This is a genomic window from Nocardia sichangensis (assembly GCF_047200615.1).
GTDB classification, from domain to species: Bacteria; Actinomycetota; Actinomycetes; order Mycobacteriales; family Mycobacteriaceae; genus Nocardia; species Nocardia sichangensis.
Map to the genome: position 1 here is coordinate 1 of NZ_JBJZOK010000016.1, position 26,103 is coordinate 26,103.

The 26,103-nt window shown below is 67.3% G+C and carries 26 protein-coding genes and 1 pseudogene; 14 read left to right on the forward strand and 13 right to left on the reverse strand.

Going from position 1 to position 26,103, the window contains the following annotated elements:
* Positions 1-36: 36 nt before the first annotated feature.
* The 3 genes and pseudogenes from ACL03I_RS21920 to ACL03I_RS21930 form a co-directional block, all read right to left on the reverse strand.
* Positions 37-804, reverse strand: coding sequence for an ABC transporter permease (locus tag ACL03I_RS21920; RefSeq protein WP_355071293.1), 768 nt, complete (start codon positions 802-804; stop codon positions 37-39).
* A pseudogene (locus ACL03I_RS21925) lies at positions 801-1,771 on the reverse strand (ATP-binding cassette domain-containing protein). Before ACL03I_RS21925 ends, ACL03I_RS21920 begins: the two are co-directional and overlap by 4 nt.
* 103 nt (positions 1,772-1,874) lie before the next feature.
* Positions 1,875-2,405, reverse strand: a complete 531-nt coding sequence (locus ACL03I_RS21930) for an EXLDI protein (protein ID WP_355071290.1) — start codon at positions 2,403-2,405, stop codon at positions 1,875-1,877.
* A gap of 137 nt (positions 2,406-2,542) precedes the next feature.
* Between ACL03I_RS21930 and ACL03I_RS21935 the strand changes: the two genes are divergently transcribed.
* The 5 genes from ACL03I_RS21935 (at position 2,543) to ACL03I_RS21955 (ending at position 7,602) form a co-directional block, all read left to right on the forward strand.
* Complete coding sequence (locus ACL03I_RS21935) at positions 2,543-4,231, forward strand: thiamine pyrophosphate-binding protein (protein ID WP_412806849.1); 1,689 nt, start codon at positions 2,543-2,545, stop codon at positions 4,229-4,231.
* A gap of 47 nt (positions 4,232-4,278) precedes the next feature.
* Positions 4,279-4,938, forward strand: coding sequence for an SRPBCC family protein (locus tag ACL03I_RS21940; protein WP_355071286.1), 660 nt, complete (start codon positions 4,279-4,281; stop codon positions 4,936-4,938).
* Between the two features lie 7 nt (positions 4,939-4,945).
* Positions 4,946-5,980, forward strand: a complete 1,035-nt coding sequence (locus ACL03I_RS21945) for a 3-oxoacyl-ACP synthase III family protein (protein ID WP_355071284.1) — start codon at positions 4,946-4,948, stop codon at positions 5,978-5,980.
* Positions 5,977-7,026 carry an aminotransferase class I/II-fold pyridoxal phosphate-dependent enzyme gene (locus ACL03I_RS21950; RefSeq protein ID WP_355071282.1) on the forward strand — a complete coding sequence of 350 codons (1,050 nt, stop codon included), beginning with the start codon at positions 5,977-5,979 and terminating at the stop codon, positions 7,024-7,026. The genes ACL03I_RS21945 and ACL03I_RS21950 overlap by 4 nt, the downstream gene beginning before the upstream one ends.
* Positions 7,027-7,221: 195 nt before the next feature.
* Positions 7,222-7,602 (forward strand): cupin domain-containing protein, encoded by a 381-nt coding sequence (locus ACL03I_RS21955; protein WP_355071280.1) that lies wholly within the window; start codon positions 7,222-7,224, stop codon positions 7,600-7,602.
* A gap of 112 nt (positions 7,603-7,714) precedes the next feature.
* Here the strand turns inward: ACL03I_RS21955 and ACL03I_RS21960 are convergent, their stop codons facing one another.
* Complete coding sequence (locus tag ACL03I_RS21960; RefSeq protein WP_412806850.1) at positions 7,715-8,122, reverse strand: SdpI family protein; 408 nt, start codon at positions 8,120-8,122, stop codon at positions 7,715-7,717.
* Positions 8,123-8,286: 164 nt separating this feature from the next.
* Between ACL03I_RS21960 and leuS the strand changes: the two genes are divergently transcribed.
* On the forward strand, positions 8,287-11,133 hold the full coding sequence (gene leuS, locus ACL03I_RS21965) for a leucine--tRNA ligase (protein WP_412806851.1): 2,847 nt from the start codon (positions 8,287-8,289) through the stop codon (positions 11,131-11,133).
* A gap of 7 nt (positions 11,134-11,140) precedes the next feature.
* On the opposite strand, the gene ACL03I_RS21970 is transcribed toward leuS, so the two are convergent.
* Positions 11,141-11,914: a polysaccharide deacetylase family protein gene (locus ACL03I_RS21970; protein WP_412806913.1), complete on the reverse strand. Its 774-nt coding sequence runs from the start codon at positions 11,912-11,914 to the stop codon at positions 11,141-11,143.
* A 393-nt stretch (positions 11,915-12,307) separates the two neighbouring features.
* Entirely contained in the window at positions 12,308-12,997 is a 690-nt protein-coding gene (locus ACL03I_RS21975) for an SDR family oxidoreductase (protein ID WP_355071275.1), read from the reverse strand.
* A gap of 228 nt (positions 12,998-13,225) precedes the next feature.
* On the opposite strand from ACL03I_RS21975, the gene ggh reads away from it, so the two are divergent.
* A complete protein-coding gene (gene ggh, locus ACL03I_RS21980; RefSeq protein WP_355071273.1) occupies positions 13,226-14,563 on the forward strand; it encodes a glucosylglycerate hydrolase in 1,338 nt (445 codons plus the stop codon).
* A 73-nt stretch (positions 14,564-14,636) separates the two neighbouring features.
* On the forward strand, positions 14,637-15,374 hold the full coding sequence (locus ACL03I_RS21985) for a glycoside hydrolase family 25 protein (protein ID WP_355071271.1): 738 nt from the start codon (positions 14,637-14,639) through the stop codon (positions 15,372-15,374).
* A 38-nt stretch (positions 15,375-15,412) separates the two neighbouring features.
* On the opposite strand, the gene ACL03I_RS21990 is transcribed toward ACL03I_RS21985, so the two are convergent.
* Complete coding sequence (locus ACL03I_RS21990) at positions 15,413-16,006, reverse strand: TetR/AcrR family transcriptional regulator (protein ID WP_355071269.1); 594 nt, start codon at positions 16,004-16,006, stop codon at positions 15,413-15,415.
* 83 nt (positions 16,007-16,089) lie between these two features.
* Here ACL03I_RS21990 and ACL03I_RS21995 point away from each other — a divergent pair, with 83 nt between their 5' ends.
* Together ACL03I_RS21995 and ACL03I_RS22000 are read left to right on the forward strand one after the other, a co-directional pair.
* Positions 16,090-16,677, forward strand: coding sequence for an RBBP9/YdeN family alpha/beta hydrolase (locus tag ACL03I_RS21995; protein ID WP_355071267.1), 588 nt, complete (start codon positions 16,090-16,092; stop codon positions 16,675-16,677).
* A complete protein-coding gene (locus ACL03I_RS22000; protein WP_412806852.1) occupies positions 16,674-16,901 on the forward strand; it encodes a hypothetical protein in 228 nt (75 codons plus the stop codon). Before ACL03I_RS21995 ends, ACL03I_RS22000 begins: the two co-directional genes overlap by 4 nt.
* Positions 16,902-17,033: 132 nt before the next feature.
* Here ACL03I_RS22000 and ACL03I_RS22005 read toward each other — a convergent pair whose 3' ends face one another.
* The 3 genes from ACL03I_RS22005 to ACL03I_RS22015 form a co-directional block, all read right to left on the reverse strand.
* Positions 17,034-19,100: a PhoX family protein gene (locus ACL03I_RS22005; protein WP_412806853.1), complete on the reverse strand. Its 2,067-nt coding sequence runs from the start codon at positions 19,098-19,100 to the stop codon at positions 17,034-17,036.
* 203 nt (positions 19,101-19,303) lie between these two features.
* Positions 19,304-20,104, reverse strand: coding sequence for a hypothetical protein (locus tag ACL03I_RS22010; RefSeq protein WP_412806854.1), 801 nt, complete (start codon positions 20,102-20,104; stop codon positions 19,304-19,306).
* Between the two features lie 93 nt (positions 20,105-20,197).
* Complete coding sequence (locus tag ACL03I_RS22015) at positions 20,198-20,722, reverse strand: lipoprotein LpqH (protein ID WP_412806855.1); 525 nt, start codon at positions 20,720-20,722, stop codon at positions 20,198-20,200.
* A 332-nt stretch (positions 20,723-21,054) separates the two neighbouring features.
* Between ACL03I_RS22015 and ACL03I_RS22020 the strand changes: the two genes are divergently transcribed.
* Positions 21,055-22,101: a fused (3R)-hydroxyacyl-ACP dehydratase subunits HadA/HadB gene (locus ACL03I_RS22020; RefSeq protein ID WP_412806856.1), complete on the forward strand. Its 1,047-nt coding sequence runs from the start codon at positions 21,055-21,057 to the stop codon at positions 22,099-22,101.
* Between the two features lie 178 nt (positions 22,102-22,279).
* Here the strand turns inward: ACL03I_RS22020 and ACL03I_RS22025 are convergent, their stop codons facing one another.
* The gene (locus tag ACL03I_RS22025) at positions 22,280-22,483 is read right to left on the reverse strand and encodes a DUF397 domain-containing protein (protein WP_280412159.1); all 204 of its coding nucleotides are present in this window, start codon (positions 22,481-22,483) and stop codon (positions 22,280-22,282) included.
* A complete protein-coding gene (locus ACL03I_RS22030) occupies positions 22,480-23,364 on the reverse strand; it encodes a helix-turn-helix domain-containing protein (RefSeq protein WP_412806857.1) in 885 nt (294 codons plus the stop codon). The genes ACL03I_RS22025 and ACL03I_RS22030 overlap by 4 nt, the downstream gene beginning before the upstream one ends.
* A 293-nt stretch (positions 23,365-23,657) precedes the next feature.
* Here ACL03I_RS22030 and ACL03I_RS22035 point away from each other — a divergent pair, with 293 nt between their 5' ends.
* From ACL03I_RS22035 to ACL03I_RS22045, 3 genes are all read left to right on the forward strand, one after another.
* A complete protein-coding gene (locus ACL03I_RS22035) occupies positions 23,658-24,104 on the forward strand; it encodes a DNA-directed RNA polymerase subunit beta (RefSeq protein ID WP_412806858.1) in 447 nt (148 codons plus the stop codon).
* A gap of 4 nt (positions 24,105-24,108) precedes the next feature.
* Positions 24,109-24,330, forward strand: coding sequence for a hypothetical protein (locus tag ACL03I_RS22040; protein WP_412806859.1), 222 nt, complete (start codon positions 24,109-24,111; stop codon positions 24,328-24,330).
* A gap of 100 nt (positions 24,331-24,430) precedes the next feature.
* Positions 24,431-24,976 (forward strand): hypothetical protein, encoded by a 546-nt coding sequence (locus ACL03I_RS22045; protein ID WP_379249406.1) that lies wholly within the window; start codon positions 24,431-24,433, stop codon positions 24,974-24,976.
* A gap of 291 nt (positions 24,977-25,267) precedes the next feature.
* Here ACL03I_RS22045 and ACL03I_RS22050 read toward each other — a convergent pair whose 3' ends face one another.
* On the reverse strand, positions 25,268-25,657 hold the full coding sequence (locus ACL03I_RS22050) for a hypothetical protein (protein WP_412806860.1): 390 nt from the start codon (positions 25,655-25,657) through the stop codon (positions 25,268-25,270).
* Positions 25,658-26,103: the final 446 nt, after the last annotated feature.

Consider the following 26,103-nt stretch of genomic DNA (forward strand, 5'->3'; position numbering starts at 1 on the left):
CGCTGCCCGCGGGGGATCTCTGCGTCGGCGACCGGTTCAGCGCGTCTGCCGCCGGAAGATCGAGGACGACCACAGGTACCCGACCGCCGCGAGCCCGACGCACCAGGCGAGCGAGATGATCCCGTTGGCGCCGATCTCGGTGCCCATCAGCAGGCCGCGGATGGTCTCGGTGAACGGCGTGAAGGGCTGGTATTCGGCGAACTGACGCAACCCGGCGGGCATGGTGTCGGTGGCGACCAGGCCGCTGCCGAGGAACGGCAGCATCACCAGCGGAAAGGGCGAGTTGCTTGCGCTCTCAGGGGTCGGCGCGAGCAGGCCGAGCGCCACCGACAGCCAGGTGAGCGCGAACATCACCGACGCGAGCAGCGCGAACACGGCGAGCCACTCGACCGGGTTCGCGTTCGGGCGGAAGCCGATGAGCAGTGCGACGCCCGCCATCGCGGCGATGCCGATCAACGCCTGGATCAGCGCGCCGACCACGTGACCGGTCAGCATGGCCGACTGCGCGATGTCCATGGTGCGGAACCGGTTCACGATGCCCTTGGTCGTGTCGGTGGCGACCGCCACCGCGACCGAGACCGTCATGTACGCCGGAATCATCAGCAGCATGCCCGGCGCGAGATAGTCGATGTAGTTTCCGCCGGACGACTTCTCCAGCGCGCCACCGAAGACGAAGTTGAACACCAGCAACAGCACCGTCGGCATCACGATGACGCCGAAGGTCATGCTCGGATAGCGCTTGGCACGCACGAGATTGCGCCGCAGCATGGTCGCCGAGTCGGCGAGGGCGTAGGACATGCTCATCGCACGGGTTCCTTTTCGGTCGTGGGGTGGCCGGTGAGGGTGAGGAAGACGTCGTCGAGGTTGGGGTGTGCACGGCGAGGCCCTCGACCTCGATTCGCTCGTCGTCGAGCCGGTCCAGCACGGCGCGCAGGGATTTCACGCCGCCGTCGCTGGGCACCGCGAGGGTGAGGTCCTCGTCGTCGTCCGGCGGCGGGGCCACGGCGCCGAGCGCGTCGGCCGCCGCGGTCAAGGCGGCTCGATCGGCGAATTCCAGACGGATGTGGCCGCCAGGCACCAGCCGCTTCAACTCCGCCGCGGTGCCTTCGGCGACGAGCTTGCCCCGGTCGAGCACCGCGATGCGATCGGCGAGCTGGTCGGCCTCCTCCAGATACTGGGTGGTGAGGAAGACCGTGACGCGGTAATCGTCGACCAGCCCGCGGATGATGTCCCAGATCGCGCGCCTGCTGCGTGGATCGAGCCCGGTGGTCGGCTCGTCGAGGAAGATGATGCGCGGATCGCCGACCAGCGTCATGGCCAGATCGAGGCGCCTGGTCATGCCGCCGGAATAGGTGGACGCCGTCTTGTCCGCCGCGTCGACCAAGTCGAAGCGCTCCAGCAGATCCGCCGCCAGCCTGCGGTTGTCCCGCCGGGACAGATGATGCAGATCGCCCATCAGCAGCAGGTTCTCCCGGCCGGTGAGCAGTTCGTCGACCGCCGAGAACTGCCCGGTCACGCCGATCTGCGCGCGCACCTGCTTGCGCTCGGCGGTGAGATCATGGCCGCCCACCCGGATTTCGCCCGCGTCGGGAGGGATCAGTGTGGTCAGGATCTGCACGGTGGTGGTCTTGCCCGCGCCGTTCGGCCCGAGCAGCGAGAAGACCGTTCCCTCCGGGACGGTGAGGTCTATCCCGTCGAGCACGACTTGCTCGCCGAACGATTTCCGCAGGCCGCGCACCGAGACGGCGGGCACGCGATGGCCGTTCACCATGGTCTTTCCTTTCTGACATACATTTCACTATGCGCATATGGGCATGTGTTATCCACGCCGCTCCCCTTTTGGGGCGCGGCGTCAGTCGATTCGGTTGCGGCGGTTAGATATCCAGGTCCTCGATCTTCGGCCCTTCGGCCACGTCGACCACCCGCCGGTAGAGCTTGTCGGGCAGTCGGTCCTTCAACTCGTCGAGGGAATCCACCACGACGAAGATGAAGTCACCCCAGTCCTGCTGCCCGACGCCGAGCAAACGCCGCCAGCTTTTCGGGTCTCGCCAGTCCTTGAGCCAATTCGTGCCCGCCTCGGCGGGATACTCGTCCCAGTTCGAATACTGGGCGTGCATCACGAATTTGCCCTTGCGGCTGCGATACACCTGGACGTGCTCGATGCGCGTATCGTTCACCTCGTGCCACTCCCCTAGCAGGGTCCCGGAGAAGCGGACCTGTCGCACACCATCGCGACCGACCTTGAGCACGATCTCGTCATAGCCCTCCAGCCGCCCCTCCTCGAGTTCGATGAATCGGCGCAGCGCCGTGACCACCGCCCCCGAGAGGTTGCCGCCGACCAACTCCTGCGCGCGCTGGAAGAGCGGGAGGTCGTCATCGGCCACGTAGATCGTCTTGTTGGGCATGTCCCAACTATACGTAGATGTATACGTACACGCAAGGTTGGTCGGCACATCTTCTGCTCCGCCGTTGAACCGTTCGGCGACCAGGTCCGTATCACTCGTGTACGCAGTCGAAATTTCGTCAGCGGAAGGGAGTGCGGATGCGGACTCGAGTCGTGGACCATCTGGTGCAAGCGGTTTCGGCGTTGGGCGTGCGACACATCTTCGGAGTGGACGGCGCCAATATCGAGGACCTGTACGACGCGATCTTCGACGCGCCGGACCACGTCACCGGCGTGGTCGCGAAACACGAGTTCTCCGCGGCGACCATGGCCGACGGATATGCCCGTGGCACAGGCGGATTGGGCGTGGTCGCGGCGACCTCCGGCGGCGGCGCGATGAATCTCGTCGCCGGGCTCGCCGAATCGTTCGCGTCGCGGGTACCGGTACTCGCCCTGGTCGGGCAGCCCCCGACCGCGCTGGAGGGCAACGGCGCCTTCCAGGACACCAGCGGACGCGCGGGCGCCATCGATGCGGTCCGTCTGTTCGGCGCGGTCAGCACCTATTGCGCACGGGTGGAAACCGCTGCCGACCTGGCGGATCGGCTGGATAGAGCGGTGCAGGCCGCCCGCCGGGGCGGCCCGGCGGTGCTGCTGCTGCCCAAAGACGTGCAGCAGGCCGACGCGGGCCCTATCGCGCCGCTCTGTCCCGCCGCCAGGACACATCGGTCCGACCGGGCCGGACTCGCTCGTGTTCGCGCCGCGCTCGCCACGGCCCGGCACACCGGGAAGATCGTGATCATCGCGGGCGATCAGGTCGCGCGCGACGACGCGCGCGACGAGCTTGCCCGCCTCGCCACCGCCTTGGATGCCGCGGTGGGCGTCGCGCCGGACGCGAAGGACGTCTACGACAACGCCGATCCGGCCTTCTGCGGCGTCGCGGGCACCATGGGGCACCCGGAACTGGCGGCGGCCATCCGGTCCTCGGCCCTGTGCTTGCTGGTCGGCACCCGATTGCCGGTCACCACCCGCGCCGGCTCGGAGGCCGCGCTCGCCGAGCGAACCGTCGCGAGCATCGGCGTGGCGCCACCGTATCTGCCCGCCATCCATGCGACCAGTACCGACCTGTCGCGAACACTCGCCGAGCTCGCCGACGAATTGGACGACGGCAGTACCGGATCCGAACGCGTGCACGCGACGCAACCGCTGACTTCGCTGCGGGTGCCCGACTCCTCGGGCCCCGGTCTGCGGTACCGGGATGTGGTCGAGACGATCGATGCCGCATTGCCGGAGGGCACCGACGTGTTCGCCGACGCGGGCAACACCGGCGCGTCGGTCGTGCACCACCTCAGGGTGCCGCGGGACGGGCGGTTCGTGGTCGCCCTCGGGATGGGCGGAATGGGTTACGCCTTCGGCGCGGGCATCGGGTCCGCGTTCGCGCGGCATGCGCGGACCGACGGTGTCCGGCGGACGGTGGTCATCGCGGGTGACGGCTCGTTCTACATGCACGGCATGGAGTTGCACACCGCGATCGAGCACGCCCTTCCGGTCACCTTCGTCGTGTTGAACAACAACGCGCACGCCATGTGCGTGACCAGGGAGCAGCTGTATTACCGGGACCGCTACAGCTTCAACCGATTCCGCCCGGCCGACCTCGGCGCGGGCATCGCCGCGATGTTCCCCGGTCTGCCCGCGTTCTCGGTGCGCACCGTCGGCGAACTCGCCGCCACACTGCGTCGCTGCCTGGAAACCGAAGGACCGTCGTTCCTTTCGATCGAATGCGATCCCGACGAGATTCCTCCGTTCCTGCCCTTCATTAACGCCGTGGAGCAATCCCGCGATCTTCGATGAACCCCACGCGGCGGCGCCCGCCGACGCCTACCCGAAGGAGTATCACCGTGACCACCAGTTCCCTCCCCGCCCTCAGCGATATTCCGGAACAGGCCGTGCCCGGCGTGCTCCGCATCGAGAACTCCGACAAAGACGCGACCACGCCGATCATCATGGACATGCTGCGGTCGGTGTATCCGCACGAGCAGATCTTCGGCGAATACTGTCCGGTGCAGGCGTACATCGACGCGCCGCCGCGCGAGGTCTACGAATACCTCGCCGACACCAGGTCGCTGGAGGAATGGACCTACAGCCTGCGCGGGTTCGTGGAGACCGACGAACCCGGACTCTGGCTGGCCTATGACCGGCTGGGCTCGGAGACCGAGATCTTCACCCGCACCGTCGCCAACCCCGACGCCATGACCGTCGACTACCACTGTGCCTGGGACCAGGGACAACACCTGTGGATGATCTACCTGCTGCGCGTGGTCGACGCGCAATTGGTGTTCCACAAGCCGGGTTCGGTGGTGTTGTGGGTCAACTGCAAGCACCCCTTCTACGACGACAACCCGTACCCGGAGTCCGCTCCCCCGAACCGCCCGGTGTGGGTCGGCGACTTCTGGGAGATGTTCTCGGCGGGGCATCAGCTGGAGATGGACAACCTCAAAGCCATCTGCGAGTACCGGGCCGCGCACGGCCTGCCGATCAAGCCCGACTGGATGAAGTGAGGCTCGAGTGACCACCACGCAACAACATCTCCCTGAGGTCAGTCTCGTCGACGTGGCCTCGTACCTACCGGGCGAGCCGGTCGGCACCGAGTACTTCACCCAGTTCTCGCGCTCGGACCGGATGGCGAAGAACGTCATGTTCCGCTCGCCCAAGGGCCGCCACCACGTCGCGCGCGACGAGACCGCGGTGGACATGGTCGAGCGCGCCGTCGCACCGCTGATCGAACGCAACGGCGCCGACGCCATCGCCGAGGTCGACGTCTTGATCACGCACACCCAACTGCCGGACAATCCGGTGCTCGGCTGCGGGCCCGAGGTGGCGCGACGGCTCGGCATCCGTCCCTCGTACGTCTACGACGTGCACAACGGCGGGTGTGCGGCGTTCGTGCACATGATGGCGATGGCCCGGATGATCCTGCAGACCACGCCCGCCCGCACCGCGCTGATCGCGGCGACCCAGAACTGCGCGGGACCGGTGTTCACCCAGACCGATATCCGCAAGCTGGCGCAGGCTCCCGTGCCCGGTGACGGCTGCGGTGTCGGACTGCTCCGCAAGGACGACAGCGCGCCGATTCTCGACATCGAATGCCGGACCTATCCCGAATTCGCCGGCGACATGGACTTCTCCACCAACGGCGAGCGCAAGTACTGGGAGCCGGGCGAGGGCCAGGGCTGCGTCAGCTTCACCGAGTCCAAGATCACCAAGGTGTTCGCCAGGGGCAATCGGCTCGTTCCGGAAGTCGCCCTGGCGGTGTGCGATCGGATCGGCGTGCGGGGACGCGACGTCGACACGTTCGTCACCAACCAGCCGAACCGGCTGTTCCTGCGCAACTGGCACGACGCGCTGGAGCTCCCGCCGCACCGTCACCCCGACACCTTCGATTCCTGCGGAAACCTGTTCGCCGCAGGCATTCCGGTGACCCTGGACGTGGAGAACCGGGCGGGACGGCTGCCCAACGGATCGCTGGTCCTGATGTCGGCGTTCGCGCACGCGGGCGACTTCGCGGGCGCGGCCGCCGTCCGCTGGGGAGCCGCGCGATGAGCGTGCGCGTCGTCGACGGCACCCGGCCGTCGCACCGGTATCGGACGCACCGGGTGCCACCCCGCTTCGACCTCGCTCTGAGCGAGAATCCGTTCCCGCCGCTGCCTTCGGTGTTGCGAGCCGTGCACATGACGCTGGCTCAGGCCAATCGATACCCGGAGTTCCTGCCGCGCCGCCTGCCGACGCTGATCGCCCAGCACCTCGGTGTAGGGGCGGACCAAGTGGTGGTCGGGTCGGGGGCGACCGGCGTGGCACTGCAGATCTTGCAGACCCTGACCACGCCGGGAGACGAGATCGTCTACAGCGCACCGACGTTCGACGGGTATCCGATCATGGCCGAGATGGCCGGCGTCACCGCCGTGCCGGTGCCGCTGGATTCGGCGGGGAACCAGGATCTGCGGGCGATGCGGCGGGCCGTCGACCGTCGCACCGCGCTGATCGTGGTGTGCCGTCCGCACAATCCCACCGGAACGGTCATCCCGGCCGACGATCTGAAGGCATTCCTGTCCGACGTTCCCAGCCGGGTCCCGGTCGTTCTGGACGAGGCGTACGTCGAATTCCTCGGCGCCACCGCATACGTCGACCCACGGGCGCTGATCGCGAAGCATCCCAACCTTGTTGTGCTACGTACCTTTTCGAAGGCGTACGGCTTGGCCGGGCTGCGTATCGGCTACGCCTTCGGCCGGACCGAGTTGATCGCGCGAATCGGCACACTGCAATTGCCCTTCGGGATGGGCGCGGCGGCGGTGGCCGCGGTCGCCGCCTCGTACGCCGCCGCACCCGAACTCGCCGCGCGCACCCTGCGCATCGCCGAAAGGCGCGACGCACTCCGCAGCGCACTACTGGCTCATGGATTCGCGATACCGGAAAGCCACGCGAACTTCCTGTACGTACCCGGCCCTGGTGCGAACACGGCGCTGCGGCGCGCGGGCATAGCCGCGAAGTCCTACGCCGACGGCAGCGCACGCATCGCCGTCGGCGACCCGGCGTCCGACGACGCGGTACTCCAGGCCCTCACCGCCGATCCACCGCGCGTGACGACCTGATCGGAGTGGCTACCCAGAGCGGGCGTGCTGCGCACGCCCGCCATGCGGGGAGCGTGTGCGTTCGCGTCCCGCTTGCGGTTCGCAGTCCGGAGACCGGTCGTTGCTGATGTCGCCCCGCATCGGATCGCCGAGCGCGGCGCACGTGTCTCGGCCGGATCGAGTGGACCCCGGCGCGGAGAGTGGTTCGATCGAAGCGTGTGGTCCGATTTCGAGGTGAACGCGGCGCCCGCTCATGGGACGGCCAGTAGGGTCCTGTTCCGGTTCGCTCTGGGACGGTGGGCGGTCGTGCTGCGCCAGACGCTCATCGAGCCGGGTGGCAGCAGCGGGTGGCACTACCACGACGGGACATTGTTCGTGCTGGTCGCGCGGGGGACGCTGGATCATCCCGGTGCGGACTGCGCGCCGGTCACCTACCGGCGCCCGCGGATCTTCCGGGAACCGAGCGGGCCGCGCTACCCGCACGTGGCGCGCAATCTCGGAACGGTGCCGGTATTGCTGTGTGTGCTCTACTTCACGCCGGTCGACAGTCCGTTGTCGCGCAGCGTCCCGCCGCCGGAGTGCGCCGACGCGGGGTGATGGGCCTCAGCTCGCGGATCGGCAGGCGTCGCGGAGTGGACGGACACGGGCCATCGGCCTCGACTCATGGCCGACAGACATCGCGCAATGCGCGGACGCGGGGTGATGGGCCTCAGCTCGCGGGCTGGCAGGCGTCGCGGAGCGAGCAGGCGCCGCAGGAGTTGCCGCAACCACCGGTCTGCGGCGGCGGGGCGATGGCTTCGGCCGCCTGCGCGGCGGCATTCGCACCGGCGCCGAGGGTGAACAGGGCGACGACGGCGGCGCAGGCCGCGACGGCCAGCGCGACGAACCCGCCCGCGGCCAGCCCGACGAGACCACCGGCGAACAGCAGCGCCCCGGCCGCGATCGAGGTGGGAGCGGCGACCCGGTTGGCGACGCGGAACGTATCGTCCGTGGACAGCGCGGCCTCGGTGTGGACACCGAAGAAACGATTCCGGGGCAACCGGCCGGTCAGCCCGAGTGCTCCGGTTGTGACGGCCACGACAGCCAGCACGAACAGGACGAGAGCGACGACGAACACCCATGCAGGCTAGCGCATCGGTGCCCCGCGCCCGCCGACGGGCGCCTCGTCCGGCGAACCCGGCCGCAACCGCAGGCCAGCCCGATTTTCGGTCCTGCCGATGCGACGTTCTACCCTGATAGACGAAGTTTGTCGGGGATCGGCGACCACAAGAAGGCAGGACCGTGCAAGACACACGCGCAACCGAAAGCGATGTACCTGAGCACCGGTACAACGCGGAGCTTGCCGGCCGCATCGAGAGCCGGTGGCAGCGGACGTGGGACGAACGCGGAACCTTCCACGCGCCGAACCCGGTGGGACCGCTGGCCGGTCCGACACCGGCCGACAAACTGTTCATCCAGGACATGTTCCCGTACCCGTCCGGCGCGGGCCTGCACGTCGGGCATCCGCTCGGCTACATCGCCACGGACGTCTTCGCCCGCTACCACCGCATGCACGGGCGCAACGTGCTGCACGCCCTCGGCTACGACGCGTTCGGCCTGCCCGCCGAGCAGTACGCGGTACAGACCGGCGCGCACCCGCGCGACACCACCGAGTCGAACATCGCCACGATGCAGCGTCAGCTGGACCGCCTCGGGCTCGGCCACGACCGGCGTCGCTCGTTCGCGACCACCGATCCGGAGTACTACCGCTGGACACAGTGGATCTTCCTGCGGATCTACAACGCTTGGTACGACACGGAGCTGAACCGGGCCCGCCCGATCGCCGAGCTGGCGGCCGAGTTCGCGTCCGGCGCGCGGGCCGTTCCGGACGGCAAGTCCTGGGACACGATGCCGCCCGCCGAGCGCGGCGCGCTGCTGGACTCGTATCGCCTGGTGTACCAGACCGATTCGATGGTCAACTGGTGCCCTGGCCTGGGTACCGTGCTGGCGAACGAAGAGGTCACCGCCGACGGCCGCAGCGAGCGCGGCAACTTCCCGGTGTTCCGTAAGCACTTGCGGCAGTGGATGATGCGCATCACCGCCTATTCCGATCGCCTGGTCGACGACCTGGACCGGCTGGACTGGCCGGAGAACGTCAAGGCCATGCAGCGCAACTGGATCGGACGATCCCGGGGCGCGCAGGTGAAGTTCGACGCCGACGGCGAGCAGATCGAGGTCTTCACCACCCGCCCCGACACCTTGTTCGGCGCCACCTATGTGGTGCTCGCGCCGGAACACGAGCTGGTCGACAAGCTGACCGCCGCCGCGTGGCCTGCGGGCACCGACCCCAGGTGGACCAACGAGGGCGCCGCCACACCGGCCGAAGCCGTGGCGGCCTACCGCAAGTCGATCGCGGCCAAGTCGGATTTGGAGCGTCAGGAGAACAAGGAGAAGACCGGCGTCTTCCTGGGCAATCACGCGATCAACCCGGCCAACGGCGCGGCCGTGCCGATCTTCATCGCCGACTACGTGCTCAGCGGCTACGGCACCGGCGCCATCATGGCCGTTCCCGGGCACGACCACCGCGACTGGGAATTCGCGTCCGTCCTCGGGCTGCCGATCATCGAGGTGATCAGCGGCGGCGACCTGGAGCAGGGCGCGCACGCGGGCGAAGGCGCGCTGGTGAACTCCGATTACCTCGACGGCATGTCCGTCGAGGAGGCCAAAGCGGCGATGATCGCCCGGCTCGAGGCCGACGGACACGGCAAGGGCACCATCCAATACAAGCTGCGCGACTGGTTGTTCGCGCGCCAGCGCTATTGGGGCGAGCCGTTCCCGATCGTGTACGACGAGCAGGGCGCACCCCACGCGCTGCCGGAATCCATGCTGCCGGTGGTGCTACCGGAGCTGGACGATTTCGCCCCGGTGACCTTCGATCCGGACGACGCGAACTCCGAACCCTCCCCTCCGCTGGCCAAGGCCACCGACTGGGTGGAAGTCGAGCTGGATCTCGGCGACGGGCTGAAGCGCTACCGCCGCGACACCAATGTCATGCCGCAGTGGGCGGGCAGTTCCTGGTACGAGATCCGCTACGCCGACCCGACGAACACCGAGACGTTCTGCGCCGAGGAGAACGAGGCGTACTGGCTGGGCCCGCGCGCCGACGTCGGCGGGCCGAACGACCCGGGCGGCGTCGACCTGTACGTCGGCGGCGTCGAGCACGCGGTTCTGCACCTGCTGTACGCCCGCTTCTGGCAGAAGGTGCTGTTCGATCTGGGTGACGTGTCCGCGAGCGAGCCGTACCGGCGGCTGTTCAACCAGGGCTACATCCAGGCGCACGCCTACACCGACGAGCGCGGCGCGTACGTGCCCGCCGCCGAGGTGGTCGAGCGCGACGGCAAGTTCTACTGGACCGACCCCACCGGCGCCGAGGTCGAGGTGCGCCAGGAGTACGGCAAGATCGGCAAGTCGCTGAAGAACGCCATCTCCCCGGACGAGATGTGCGATCTGTACGGCGCGGACACCTTCCGCTTCTACGAGATGGCGATGGGTCCGCTGGACACCTCGCGCCCGTGGGCGACCAAGGACGTCGTCGGCGCGCACCGGTTCCTGCAGCGCGCCTGGCGTCTGGTGGTGAACGAGGAGACCGGCGCGGTGCGGGTCACCGACGCCGCCGCGAGCGAGGAGACGTTGCGCCTGCTGCACAAGACGATCGCGGGCGTGGACGAGGATTTCGCCGCGCTGCGCGACAACACGGCGGGCGCCAAGCTGATCGAGCTGACCAACCACCTGACCAAGAGCTACCCGGACGGCGCGCCGCGCTCGGTGGTGGAGCCGCTGGTGTTGATGCTGGCGCCGCTGGCCCCGCACATCGCCGAGGAACTGTGGGACCGCCTGGGCCACACCGCCTCGCTGGCGCACGGTCCGTTCCCGGTCGCCGATCCGGCGCTGCTGGTCGAGGAGTCGGTGGAATACCCGATCCAGGTGAACGGCAAGGTGCGCAGCCGGATTCAGGTGGCGGCCGACGCGGACAACGCGGCGATCGAGGCGGCGGCGCTGGCCGACGAGAAGATCGACGCGCTGCTCAACGGGAAGGCGCCGCGCAAGCTGATCGTGGTGCCGGGGCGCCTGGTGAACATCGTCGCCTGACGGCGGGTCAGCGCGGTGGGAGCAGCACGTCGTCGAGCGTGACCATGGACAGGTTGCGCTCCTTGATGATGTCGACCAGCTGTCCGTAGCAGTGGGTGACGGCGGGCGCGTTGGCGTGCCCGATGACGATCGTCTGCGGCCGGAAATACTGCCGCGCGCATTCGATCAGATACTCCTCGGTGATCACACCGGAATCGGACAGTGAGCCGTACCACATGGTGGGCACGGTGTAGCCGAGGTCGGCGGCCACCCGGTCGACCGTGGCGTTGTGCCTGCCGAACGGCGGGCGGAAGTACGGGGTGCCGTCCACCCCGAAGTTCTGGCGCAGGTAGGTCTTCGCCCGCTCCAGCTGCCCGGCGACGGCCGACGCGGACAGCTTGGTCAGATCCGGGTGATCCCAGGTGTGGTTGCCGAGCTGGATCTGCCCGGATTCGACCAAGGGCCGCAAGGCGTCCCGGTGGATCGCCCACGAGTCGTAGTAGGCGGTCACGAAGAAGGTGAACCGCGCGCCGGTGTCCTTGGCGAATCGGATGTAGGCGCCGACGACCTCGGGACTGGCTCCGTCGTCCACGGTGAGCGCCATGCTGCTGCCCGGCCCCGGCAGCGCGGTGATCGTGCCTGCCGGGATCGGCGTCTTCGGTCCGCCGGGCGGAGGCGGCAACAACGGCGGTGCGGGCGGCCGGGGCACGCCGCCCGCGGAACCGCTGTCGATCGGGTCGCCCTCGGCCACCGCGCATCCGGTCAGCGCGACCGCCGCGCCCGCTGTCAGCAACGCCAGCATGCGACGTCTGTCCACAACCCGATCCCTCTTGCTCGCTCGAACCTCCCCGCGACGAACCCTCGGGGATGGGGCCGGACGCTAACGAGCGAACGTGACGGGAACCTGAACCCGCGTGGTCCGTTGAGCAAATCACAGGGACGAGAGCACGGCGGTGAGCTACAGCGCGTCATCAGGTCGGTGGCCACCCGTCTCCCCGTCGATCAGCAGGTCGATCGCACGGGCGACAAGCCGATCGGCGACGTGCGTGCGACAGTCGCGAGGGAACGCGTGGGCCGATACAGCGTCGTCGGACCCGTACGGGATCAGTACCGACGGAACAGGCCATCGGCGATGTGCGCGCCGACAGCCGAGCGAGCGCTTCGGCCGAAAGAGCGCCGCCGGGTGACTCCGGGATCAGTACGGCCGGAGCACGACCTCGGTGGGGTGCGCGTCGCGCGGGGTGTCGATGGCGGAACGCACCGTGTACGCCACGGTCTCGGGGGCGAGGAAGTCCTCGGCCCGGTACTCGCGCCCCTCGCCCGCGATGATCGCCCGCTGCATATCGGTGTCGATTCGGCCCGGATGGATCGAGGTCACCCGCAGCTCCGGCTCCTCCTGGCGCAGCGCGTCGCCGAAGGCGCGCAGGCCGAACTTGCTCGCCGCGTAGGAGGCCCAGCCCGCATTGGCGCGCAGCCCCGCGCCCGAGTTGATCAGCACCACGTGACCCTGGCCCGCCCGCAGCGCGGGCAGCAGCAGCCGGGTGAGTTCGGCGACCGCGATAACGTTGGCTTCCAACGTGTTTCGCCACTGCTCGACGGTGGATTCCGCGATCGTGCCGAGATCGGCGATGCCCGCGTTGTGCACCAGCACGTTCAGGCTCCGGATCGGCTCCACCGCCGCGGCGACGGCGGCGTAGTCGGTCAACTCGACCGGCCAGCCCCGCGCGTCGGGCAACTCCGTCAGGATGCCGCGCAGCGATTCCGCCGACCGGGCGCCGAGCAGCAGGTCGTGGGTCGGCGCGAGCTCCCTGGCGATCGCGGCGCCGAGGCCGCGACTGGCGCCGGTGATCAACGCGGTCGGTTTCGTGGTCGCGGCGGAAGTCATGGGCCCCACCGTAACCGGCTGGGTGAAGAAGGCGTAAAAACCCGTAGCACTGGACGAACGACTAGCGATGCAGGCTGGTTCGGGGCGAGAATCTCGAGCAGCGAATCACGGACGGGGCATGCGAAAGTGAGAACCGCCGAACACGAAGCGGCCACAGGCCGATCTGATGGAGACGAAACGAACACCGCTGAGCGGGCATATCTGCGGGTGACATCGCAGAATAGGGGGATGGCACATCCGGGCTTCACCCCCACTCAGCTCGCGGCCCGCGCTGCCTACCTGCTGCGCGGCAACGACCTGGGCACGATGACCAGCGCGGCGCCCAGGTTGTACCCGCACATGTGGAGCTGGGACGCGGCGTTCGTCGCGGTCGGGCTCGCGCCGCTGAGCGTGGAGCGGGCCGTGGTCGAGCTGGACACCCTGCTGTCCGCGCAGTGGAAGAACGGCATGATCCCGCACATCGTCTTCGCCAACGGCGTGGACGGTTACTTCCCCGGCCCGGCCCGCTGGGAGTGCCGCAAGCTGGCGGCCAACGCGCCCGACGGCCCGGACACGTCGGGGATCACCCAGCCGCCCGTGCACGCCATCGCGGTGCAGCGGATCCTGGATCATTCCCGCAGGCACGGCCGCAGCACCAGGTCCGTGGCCGAGGAGTTCCTCAACCGGCGCTGGCCGGATCTGGTGCGCTGGCACCGCTGGCTGGCGCATGCCCGCGACCCCAAGGAGACCGGCCGCATCACGCTGTATCACGGCTGGGAGTCCGGGATGGACAACTCGCCGCGCTGGGATCGCGCCTACGAGCACGTGGTCCCCGGCGATCTGCCGCCCTATCGCCGTGAGGACGTGCTGGTGGTCTCCGATCCGACCCAGCGCCCCACCGACCGCGAGTACGACCGCTATCTGTGGCTGGTCGAGCAGATGCGCCGAGCGGGTTATGACGACTATCAGCTCGCCTCGACCATGAGCTTCGCCGTCGAGGACGTGTTCGTCACCGGAATCTTCGCGCTGGCCTGCGAGGTGCTGGCCAATATCGGCGAGGAGTACAAGCAACCCCACGCCGACGTGCGCGATCTCTACGCGTGGGCCGACCGGTTCCGCGCGGGCGTCGTCGCGACGGCCGACGCCCGCACCGGCGCGGCCCGCGATTTCGACGTGCGGTTGCAGCGGTGGATCAACACCGAGACGCTCTCGATGTTCGCGCCGCTGCTGTGCGGCGGCCTCCCCCGCGACACCGAGCGCGCTCTGCTGCGCCTGTTCGAGGGCCCGCGCTTCTGCGGCCATCCGGATCTGCGTTACGCGCTGCCGCCATCGACCTCGCCGGTGTCCAAGGACTTCCGTTCCCGCGAGTATTGGCGCGGGCCGGTGTGGCCGGTGATGAGCTGGCTGTTCTCCTGGGTCTTCGCTCGGCGCGGCTGGGCCGAGCGCTCGTTCATGCTGCGCGCCGAGGGCTTGCGCCAGGCCAGCGACGGCAGCTTCGCCGAGTACTACGAGCCGTTCACCGGCGAACCGCTCGGCAGCATGCAGCAGTCGTGGACGGCGGCGTCGGTGTTGGATTGGATGGGGTGAAAGCTCAGAACAGTTCTGACACCCCAGCCGTCACACTGGTAACGGCCAGAGCGAATGGCTATCGTCCTGCGGCATGGACATCTGGAGGTCGACCACTCGCCGCGGCGCGGCGCTGTCACTGATCACGCTGTCCGGCATCTTCGCCGCCACGCTACCCGCGACCGCCGCGCCGACCGGTCCGGACGTCTCCTCGTGGCAGCACACCGACGCAACCGTGATCGACTGGTTCGCGGTCAAACGCTCCGGCCACGACTTCGCCATGGTCAAGGCCACCGAGGGGCTCAGCTACGTCAACCCGTACTTCGTGCCCGACAGCCTGCTGATGCGCGCGGCCGGAATGGCTCGGGGCACCTACCACTACGCCCGGCCCAACCTGCCCCCCGAACCGCAGGCCGCGCTCTACGCGGCGGTGGCGCTGGGACAGAACGGGCCGCTCGATCTGCCGCCGGTGCTGGATCTGGAGAACACCGGCGGTCTCGGCCCCGCGGCGTTGATCGACTGGACCCGCCGCTATCTGAACACCGTGGAAATGCTCACCGGCCGCGCCCCGATCGTCTACACCTACCCCAACTTCTGGCGTACCGCGATGGCCGACACCGACGAGTTCGCCGAGTACCCGCTGTGGATCGCCGACTACCGGGGCAACCCCCAACCGGAGGTCCCCGGCGGCTGGTCCACCTGGACGTTCTGGCAGACCACCGACAGCGGCACCATTCCGGGCATCGCGGGCCGCGTCGACCTCAACGTCTACAGCGGCGCCCAGGGCAGTTTCGCCGGTTACGCCAACATGAGCGGCACCGGCAGCGGGTAGGCCTTCATCGACCGACCGCCACACCTTCCCTCCGGGTTTCAGCCGACAGAGGGGCGGCGAAGGCCGGCGAGGAGGCGGGTGATGTGCGCGGGGGCGTCGGCGGGGTCGAGCGGGGCATGGGCGACGAGCAGGCGGTACCAGAAGGGGCCGAAGATCAGGTCGGTGGCGTGGTCGAGGTCGAGGTCGGCGGCGAGTTCGCCACGGGCCACGCCGCGAGAGAGGATGTCGGACATCACTTTTCGGCGTGATTGCACCCATTCGCGGAAATGACCGGCGAAATCCGAGTCGAGCTGGGCTTCGGCCATCATGCCGCGCAGCGCCTCGACGCGGAGCGGGAACTCGACGACGCGATACAGTGCGGCGGCGAAGGCGATCAGGTCGGCCTCGACGGATCCGGTATCGGGTTCCGGCATGCGCTGCGCGACCGCCTCGGCCTGGGCCTCCATCACCAGCGCAGGCTTGGATTTCCACCAGCGATAGATCGTGCTCTTGGCCACGCCGGAGCGCGCGGCGACACCTTCGATGGTGATCTTGCCGTAGCCCTGTTCGTCCAGGAGTTCGGCTGTCGCGCACAGGACGGCCTGTCGCGCGGAACTGCTGCGCTGCCGTCCGCCGGTCCGACCGATTGTCATGGCGCCGAGTGTATCGGTCTGCTACCTTTTTATCGAAACGCTACGGAGCGTTTCGATTGAATCGAGTCAGAGGTGACAATCCGATGAGCACGATCATCGTCTCGCACGGCTACAACGCGGCCGGCGACAGCGTGTGGTTCCCCTACTTGTCCGCGGAGCTGACAGCGCTCGGCCACACAGTGGTCGTCCCGAACCTCCCCGACCCCAGCGCACCCCGCCTCGACCCGTGGCGAAAGACTCTGGCGGCGGCAGCTTCCGAGGCCGGCCCAGCCCGCGACACGGTCGTGATCGGCCACAGCATCGGCGGCGTCAACGTACTCCGCATGCTCGAACAGCACGATCCCGACGCACATGGCCGCTTCGCGGGGGCGGTCCTGGTATCCACCGCCGCCCACGAAGTCGGATACGCCGAATTGGCGGAATTCTTCGAGCAACCCTTCGATTGGGAACGAATTCGCAATGCCGCCGGCGAGTTCCGCGTCCTCTCCGCAATCGACGACCCGGTCAATATCCCCGACCCCGTCGAACACGTCGGCCTGCTGGTCCGCAACCTCGGCGCCGCCGCTGTCGTCCTTCCCGGCGGACGGCATCTGGGCGACTACCCCGAGGACCACATCGAACTCCCGGAGGCGGTCCGCCTCGTCACCGACATCCTGGCGGCCGGCTCGTGACCGCCAAGACCGGTACCGGCCCGACCAAATGGAAGATCTGGCTGCTGACCGTCGTCGGCCTGTATCCCCTCCTCGTCCTCCTGGTGACTGCCACCGCCCCGCAGCTCGAGCAGCTGCCGCCCGCGCTCCGGCTGGCCGTCATCGTTCCCATCGCCGTGGCCGCCATGGTCTGGGTTGTGATGCCGTTCCTCACCCGCCGGTTCGCCGGTTGGCTGGGCGGATGAAGCGGCGTCGGGAGGAAACGCCGAGTCAAGAGCGGAGCCGCTACCCGCCCAGTCGAGTAGCGGCTCCACTCGCGGGAAAGCCGCGGAGGGTGGCCGTGGTTGCAGGGGGCCGGGGGTGCCGCGGCTGTGGTATCAGACCCCGATGCGGCCGCCGGCCTTCTTCCAGACCGCCACCACCGAGGGGCGGGGCTGGGCCGTACCACCGTCGGGCCAGTGCGACAACGGGTTCTCCGGAGTGGCGTCGTCGGCCTCGCCGGGATGCTGTACACACACCATGACCCGCGCCTCGCTGACCACCGGACCGCAGGTCTCCGCACCACGCGGCACGGTGAGGAATTGCTTGGTCCGGCCGCGATTCGGACCGTCGAGCACCACGGAGAACAACCCGTCGTTCGACTTCAACGCGTTGCCGTCGGTGGCGATCCACAAGTTGCCGTACGGGTCGAAGGCCAGGTTGTCGGGGCAGGAGATCGGGCTGACCTTGGACTTGTCGTACCCGGCGAAGTAGGTGTCGGCCGCCGCGGGATCGCCGCAGACCAGCAGCAGCGACCAGGTGAACGTGGTGCCGGTGTGGTTGTCGTCGATCTCCAGGATCTGGCCGTTCTTGTTCAGCTTGCGCGGGTTCGCCTCGTCCGGACCCTGCTTGCCGTCCGCGCCGCGGTTGTCGTTGTTGGTCAGCGCCACATACACCTTGCCGGTGTAGGGGTTGGCCTCGAAGTCCTCCGGGCGGTCCATCTTGGTCGCGCCCACCTTGTCGGCGGCCAGGCGGGTGAAGACCGCCACCTCTTCCGCGCTCATGCCCTCGACCAGCGACTTGCCCTTGCCGTCCGCGCCGGTCTCCAGCAGTGGGATCCACTGGCCGGTGCCGGTGAAGCCCTTGTCGGACGGCTTGGCGCCGGTGCCGTCGATCTTGTCCGCGTGATCGCCCGCGAGCTTGGCGACATACAGCGTGCCCGCGTCCAGGATGGTCAGATTCTGCCGCATGCTCGCCGCGCCGGTGCCCGGCTGGATCTTGCGTGAGGACACGAACTTGTACATGTATTCGAACTTCTCGTCGTCACCGGTGTAGGAGACGACATCGCCGTTCTTGGTGACGTAGATGGTGGCGGCCTCGTGCTTCACCCGGCCCATCGCGGTGTGCTTGATCGGCGTCGAGTTCGGATCCCACGGGTCCACCTCGATGACGTACCCGAATCGGTTGGCCTCGTTGGGTTCCTGCGCCAGATCGAAACGCTTGTCCGCGCGCTCCCACAGGTTGGTGGTCTTGCCCGCGGCGAAACCGTAGCGCTTCAGCCGCGCAGCGGCGGCCGACTCGGTCACCTTGTCCGCGTTGGCGAAGTAGCCGTGGAAGTTCTCCTCGCCGGACAGCACGGTGCCCCACGGCGTCAGGCCGCCCGAACAGTTGGCGAAGGTGCCGAGCACCTTGGTGCCGGTCGGATCGGCCGAAGTCTTCACGAAGTCGCTGCCCGCGGCCGGACCGGTGAGCTTGAACTCGGTGCTCGCGGTGATCCTGCGGTTGTGCTTGCCGAAGGCGGGAACGAGCTTGCCGGAACCGGCTTCGCCTTTCACCTCGACTACGGTCAAGCCGTGCGCGGCCATGGTGACCGCGATCTGCTCGTCGGTCGGCGCGTCCTTGTTGTAGCCGCGGAACATGTGCGGGCTGGTGGTGTACTCGTGATTGACCACCAGTAGGTAGCTGTTGGCTTGGCCCTCGATCGGCAGCAGGGCGGCGAAGTCGTTGTTGTAGCCGAACTGCTCGGCCTGCGCGGCGGCGGTCTGCTTGTCGAAGTCGAAGGCGGGCGCGTCCGGGAACAGCGGGTCGCCCCAGCGGATCACGACGGACTGCTCGTAGCCGTCCGGGATCACCACGGCGTCTTCCTTGTTCGGCGCGACGGCGGCGAAGTCGGTGCCGGTTCCGGGCGGGCCCGCGGGCGAGGTGGAGCCCACTGTGGTCGGCTCGCTGTCGTCGCCGCAGGCCGCGAGGACGCTGCCCGCACCCACCGCGAGCACGGCGGCCGCACCGCCCTTGATCAGTCCGCGCCGGTTCATGGAGCTGACGATGTCACCGAAGTAGGCGCCCGAGGAGGTGTTCGGCGCCTCGTGGAAGCACGCGTTCGCGCACTTGTACTCACATGTCACGGCAGCGCGCGACGACTGTCCGTCGTGCTTCACGAAAAGGGCGAGTGGCTGAAGACTCACGGTGACTCCTGGGTTTGGCCGATGGCCGCACGGTAAACCATCCGGACAATCCGGAAGGGACGGCAAAGTGAACAACCGCCCAATTAGGTAACCCTCAAATTGCCGGGCCGCCAGAGCTGGGAACAAACGAATGCCGCGTCGATTCGATGATCTCGAATCGACGCGGCATGGGTGTCGAAAGGCACCTTCGTCCGGCTCACCCATCAGGCGTTCACCGGAAGGGCGATGACGACCTCGCTTTCGTTCTCGGGAAGGTAGTGCGCCCGCAGTACCCGGCCCACCTGCACGTGGCCGACGCTGGCCGGTGCGAGGAACTTCGTCACGCGGGTCGCGAAGCTCGAGCCATCGGGCCGGGTGACGACCAGTCCGAGTTCGACCTCGGAGTGTCCGTCGCGGATATTGCCGGTGACCGACAGCGACTGCACCACCGCCTGGGTGGCGATGCCGCGCTCGGCGATGTCGAGCTTGTGCCGCGTGGTTATGCCCTTGCGGATCAGGGACTCGTTCATCGCGTGCTGCGCGGCGGCCGCGTCGCCGGACAGGTCGACCTCGACCTTGTCGGTCCGGCCGGGCAGGTAACGCACGGGCAGCACCACCCCGGCGCGCAGCAGGGCCAGTTCGGTGAGCCGCACGATCATCTTCGCGGAGGAATGGAAGATCTTGCCGTCCGAGCCTTCCACGCTGAACTCGACGTGGACCTGCGGCTGGTCGTTGACGGTCACGCCGGTCTGCCGCACCGATCGGACGGTGCCGAGGCCGGTGAGCCCGTCGCGGAACTCCGCGCTGTTGCGTCCGGTCAGCGCGCTCAGGATGCCTTCGCCGGTGAACGCGAACACGATGGGGATCAGGGTGAGCGCGATGATCGGCAGCGCCATTTCGACGCCGAGCCAACCCATTCCGGCGGGCTCCCATTCGCTGGTGGGGACGTAGGTGACGGCGTGGTAGACGTAGTAGCCGATCGCGGCGGCGCCGAGGGCGAGGGCGGTCGAACGGATCTTCTTCATGGCACTTCCTTTGTGAGAGTCGAGATTTCACCGCGCCCCGTCATCCCGGTAGGTCGCCAGGATGACGGGGGCGGATCGGAGGGCATGCGGCGATCAGGCGCCGACGATGGACGAGCAGGCGAAGGTGATGTCGAACTTCGACGTCTTCGGCCCGGCCAGTGGGTTGGTCAGGTCGGGGGCGCCCACGCCCTCGCCGGTGACCTTGAACGTGTTGCCGTCCTTGACGACCTTGGCGGAGCCGCCCGGCATGCCGTTGCCGAAGCCGACCGCGTAGGGCAGGCCGTTGTCGCCGCCCTTGCTGCCCGCGATCGCGACCGCCTGCACGGTGTTCGCGTCGGTGATGGTCGCGCTCACCGAGAGGTTGCCGTAGGCGGAGTTCGCGACGTCGGTCAGCGCGAGCGCCAGGGTGCCGCCCTGCTTGGCGCAGGTGGTGTCGAACTTCGCGTCGAAGGCCTTGCCGTCGACCGAAGCGACCGACTTGCCCGCCGGGGTCGCAGGCTGCGCCGAGGAGGGCGCGGCGGGCGAGCTGCCCTTGCTGTCACCGCATCCGGTGAGCACGCCGACTGCGGCGGCAGCGGCGATGGCGGCGGCGGCGATGCGGAGCGAAGTGGTGTTCATGGTCTGTGTCCTTGTCGTTCGAGGGGCGGCGCCCCTGGTTCGGTTCCTCCGGCCTCCTGTCGGGCCGTTGAGAAAAAGGTAGGAACGATTCGCGCCCTACCGATCCCAGGTTTTCGGCGTTTACGCAGGTAGAGGACGTGCGACTACCCGCTGCTGATCACGAAGCGACGTGGAGTCACGCACGAAACACTTCGGAGTACCGACGGTCGGCATCCTCGACTTGTCCTGTCGGACCTAGCCGTGCGTCGTGAAAGAGTGGTGTCCATTCGATGCAGTCGGGTTCTGCGATTACCCGATTGGGCGGCTGGTAGGAATCTGAAGCGAGGAGCGGCTTGGTGGAAGCGACATTCGATGTGGCCGGGCAGGTGGGGCATCACTATCGCGTCGATGACTATTACGAGGTGGGTCGGGAGAAGATCCGCGAGTACGCGCGAGCCGTGCAGGACTTCCATCCCGCGCACTGGAGCGAGGATGCTGCCGACGAGCTCGGGTACGCGGGCCTGGTCGCGCCGACCACATTCATCTCGATCGCCGCGATGCTCGCCAACCGCAAGCTTTTCGAGAGTGTCATCACCGGCTACGACGTGTTCGTGCAAACCGATCAGGTCTTCGAGATGTACCACCCGGTGGTGGCCGGTGACCGGCTGGTCAGCGATGTCGAGCTCGCTTCGGTTCGCCGTATAGCGGGCAAGGATCTGCTCACCGTCAAGAACACCTTCACCGACCAGACAGGCCGGGTTGTGCAGGTCATGCACACGACCGTCGTCGGCATCACCGGCGAGGACGTCGACGCGGGCATCAGCGGCGCGATCGAGCGCGTGGTCATGCACGGTATCGAAGTGCCCTCCCGAACCGCCACCGCAGGCCACGCAGTGGCGGACAGGCAGACGGTGACACACCCGGTTTCGGAGCCCCGCCCGCACCAGTCCACGACCGTCCGGACGCGAGTCCCGCGCACCGGCATCCGCTTCGAGGACATCTCGGTCGGTGACGAGCTTCCCACACGGATCGCGCGGCTGACGCGGGGCGACCTGGTGAACTACGCCGGCGTCGCTGGAGACGCCAACCCGATCCACTGGCACGACGACATCGCGGCTCTCGCGGGCCTTCCGGACGTGATCGCGCACGGCATGCTCACGATGGGTTTGGGAGCAGGCTTCATCACCGAGTGGCTCGGTGACCCGGGCGCGATGACCAGGTACGCGGTCCGGCTCTCGAACTACACGATCGTGGAAGCCGCCTCCCCCGGAAGTGTCGAGTTCACCGGGCGCGTGAAGTCGGTCGACCCCGACACCAGGACCGCCGTCATCGTCATCGTCGCCAAATCCGCAGGGCGCAAGATCTTCGGCCTCGCCACTGCGGATGTCCGCCTCGCATAGTCGCCAGCACGCAAACTTCGACGCCAGGCCACGCACGGCTGAACCGACCGCATGCCCTTCCAGATCCTCAGCCACCTAACAGCGCGAAACGCGCCATAAAGCGCCGCGTATCACAACGAAAACGGCCCGGCCCCAGTCCATTCGAGGACAGGGGCCGGGCCGCGGTGGTTGCTTACTGCTAGGGGCGCTTGAACTCGCCGTCGTTCACGCCAGCGGTGAACGCGTCCCATTCGCCGGGGGTGAACACCAGCGCCGGGCCGGTCGGGTTCTTCGAGTCGCGGACGCCGACCATGCCGCCTTCGAGGTGGGCGACCTCGACACAATCCTTCGTCCCGCTACGGGTGCTCTTGAACCACACCGCGCCGGATAGATCAACGTTCACCGTTCATACTCCTTCGCAACCTGGAGGACGAGATTTCGGCTCGCAGCCCGGTCCAGTGCCAAGCGGTCCAGCTCGGCAGTGACTTGACGGTACTGCCGCACCTCGTCGGTTTTCTCAAGGTACAGGTCGCCGATGAAGCCTTGGAGGTAGACCACCGGGGGCATGGTGAGATCTGCGGTGGATTGCCGGGGGAACTCGAGGAGGACGAAAGAACCGATCAAGAGCGCGCGGTAGATGCCGGTCGATGTCGGCACGACCCGTATCGCAATGTTCGCCGACTGTCCGACATCGGCGAGATGCTGAAGCTGTGCAGTCATGACCGAGGCGCTTCCCGCAGTGCGGCGAAGGGCGGACTCGTCAACGAACACATCCATGGCTACTGGGTTCTTCTTGGCAGTGAGCCGCGATCGACGCTTCCGTCCGACCTCCAAGTGCCGCTTAACGTCTTCCACCGGCATGTTCGGGTACTCGGCCCAGATGATCGCTCGCCGGTAGTCGTCGGTTTGCAGCAGGCCGGGCAAGACAGTGCTCTGGTACGACGTAATCCGGTTGGCGGCATCTTCTAGACCTACGAACAGGTTGAAGTCTTTCGGGATCGTGTCCTCGGCAAATGCCTGCCACCAGCCTTTTGCGCCCTTGGTTTCCTTGACCAGCTCTAGGACGACCTGCGTCTCCTTCTCGGTGGCGTTGTAGAGCTGACACAGTCGCTCGATCAGGACCGGGTTGAAGCGCACCGGTTGACCGGTCTCCATCTTCCAGATCGTTGATCGGGCGGAGGCGATCGCGGTAGCTGCGGCATCTCTTGTGATATCAGCGCGCTCGCGCAGCGTCTCCAGCTGCATGCCCAGGATGCGCCGGGCGATTGTGGAATCTGTTGCCATCTCGACCTTCCGGAGTGTGTTGCAACTCGAACAAGGATGCGTCAACAACTAAAACGGCAACAGATTTTTGCGAACGTTTGCGTTGAAATCGTCGCGGCGAGGGGATTTTGGGTGTCTCCTGATCGTGCGCCCGGCGGCGTGAGCAAGCGACGGCGATCTTCCGCTCACGCTTCCGACGCCGGTGCACCGCCCAGCACGGGGGCCGGGGCCGGGCGCACCTACCCGCCTTCTACGTGAGTTGAGGTCTACCGATGGATGAAGGAGCGTTCGGGGACACACCAGTGTCCCGCTGCATGTTCTACCGCAGGAGTTGCGGTTTCAACGCCGTGATCGACCCACCGGAACTCGGCCGGATCGTGATGCGCGCCGGATCGGTGTGGGCGGTGACGATGCCGAGCAGGTTGGGCCGAGCGGTGAAAGCGCACATGCAGAGCAGAGGCGTCGCGCTCGGACCTATTGTCGGACACCCGCGTTCGGGTCGCTGGACGTTCCTCATCAGTCCCGACATCGAAGACGACGACGTCAAACTGTTCGCCGAGATGTTCCGCAGGGACGTGAGCATCGCGCGAGAGGGAGCCGTTATCGCACTCCCCTCCCCTAGCCCGAACGGCTCCATCCGGCAATGGATTGTCCCGGCTCGGAACGCCTTCCTACCGTCCGGCCTTGCTGTCGTCGATGCCGTGCGGGCATGGTCCGACGTGGGGTTGCAGACTGCTACGGCTCCGCGCTACGGCCGGTAACGCGATGATGCCTGCGCTCATCGCCTTCGGCGTCGTCTCGTGGCTCGCGATCTGTTTCTTCGTGAGCGCCGCCATCCTGGAGTACCGCGTCACCTACGCCGAAAAGCTCTATCTGGACCTGGCCGCGAGCCGAACACTCCCATTCGACGCCGATGTCCAGCACATGTGTGACCTCACCGAGCCGCGCCGCGAGCCGTGGGTGCACGCGGAGCTGATTCCGGCGTAACCGCTGCCCGTCCATCTAAAGGGCGGCGGCCATACGCACTTAACTCCGAAATTCCGTGGCGGCTCCGTGCCGCCGTTTCGCGGGAGGTGTTCGAAACAGGATGGCAGCCAACGGCGATGCCGAGGCCGACCCGAGCGGACCGTGCTACGACACCAACGTCCTCGCGCGGACGCTTTCGTGGTTGGACCACAACAACCCGCACTGGCCGATGCAAAGCTACGAGGCCGCGCGCACGGCCTACCACCATCACCAAGATTGCCCACCCATGACCTGCGCCACCTACATAGCGGCGCTGTACAGAATCAGGAAATCGGAGGGTGACGGTACGCCCGTCGCTCCTCCCGAAGTCCACCGTCAGGGAGTGTTCATGCAAGCCGCCCGCACGGAATCTGCCGTACGGCGCAAACGCCAACCCGCCCTCGACCACACCCGAGAGCAGGTATCGCCGCACCCGGAGCAGCCGGACGTGCGCTTGGCGGTGGTGATCGACGGTCACCGCCTGGACTTCGCCGCCTGCCTCACATCCGCACTATGGTTCCTCCAGGAGCAGCACCGACGACAGTTCGTCGACTCCGTCGAGGTGCTTCCCGGCGACACGACCGGCCTACGGCGGTTGCCGAACGAGCGCCTCTACGACGGACCATGAACGCTCAACGCCAACAGGAAGAGATCCGCGAGTGGCGCATGGTGGAGAGGGCTCTCGGGCTTTGCCGCAACCATGTGCCACTCGTGGTCTTCCCACCATGCGAACCACATACGTCCGAGGCGGAATCAGCGAGGGGTGACGATGACCTGGTAGGGATCGTCGTAGAGAACATGGCCTGGGTCATCCGATTCCAGACGAGTCCATGCGACGCCGTGGGTATCCAGTATCGCGAGGTAGCCGCCCACACGGGCGATGAACGAGAAACTGTACGACGGACCATGAGGCTCAGAATTATTCGGGTGCATAAAGTTCGGGCTCGAACAGCGCTTTGGCTCCAGCACGGGTATGGAGCTTCCGTTGCAAGGAACGCAGGATCGTGATCGCTTCGGCGTCGCGTATTCCGTTGACGATTTTAGACTCGACACCCGCGCCGAATAGATCGCTGCCGAAAGCCAGTTCGCTCAGAAACAGCACCCTGGCAGTCTCGACCTCGGTCAGCATGATGCCGTCGCGGACAGCGTGACGGAGCCTGACGGTTTCGTCATCGAACCGATCACGATCGGCGAACCCCAGTGCGCGCACTGGGATCGGCGCGTTCGTCGAGACTCCCACCCAGCTGGCGAGAGCTCCGTCCACGAAATCGCGTTCCGCGGGGGTCAGCTTCGACATATCGAACTCCAACAGTATCTCCTGCAGTTTTGGTCGCTGCCTACCGGTTGCCGCCAGGTTTTCCGGAAGGAGTCCCTCCGGTGCTGCCGGGGAGCCTGTCAGGAGCCTTACGGACCTGCACCAGCCGATAAGCCCGCTGCGCCCCTTCGATCTCTAGCTTTGCCTCGGCGACATGCGCCGGATCAATGAGTCCCTGCGCATGCACGTCATTTTTCACGTCCTTCCAACTACGTGCCATCGTCCTCACTGTCCTTCGTGTCGAGCCATCGTTGACAACTTCTACGTTATTTCCCACTGGGCGGCCCAACCCTGGAACTGCCGGACCGCTGCGTGGTGGGGGCACCGGCACCGAGCTTCTGGCGGTCGAAATAGGCGGGTCATCTGTCCTCCTCCCTCCGGGGTGATATCGCCACGGCGGAGCCCGGCCCAGGGGCACAGGGTGGTTACGAAGGTCGACG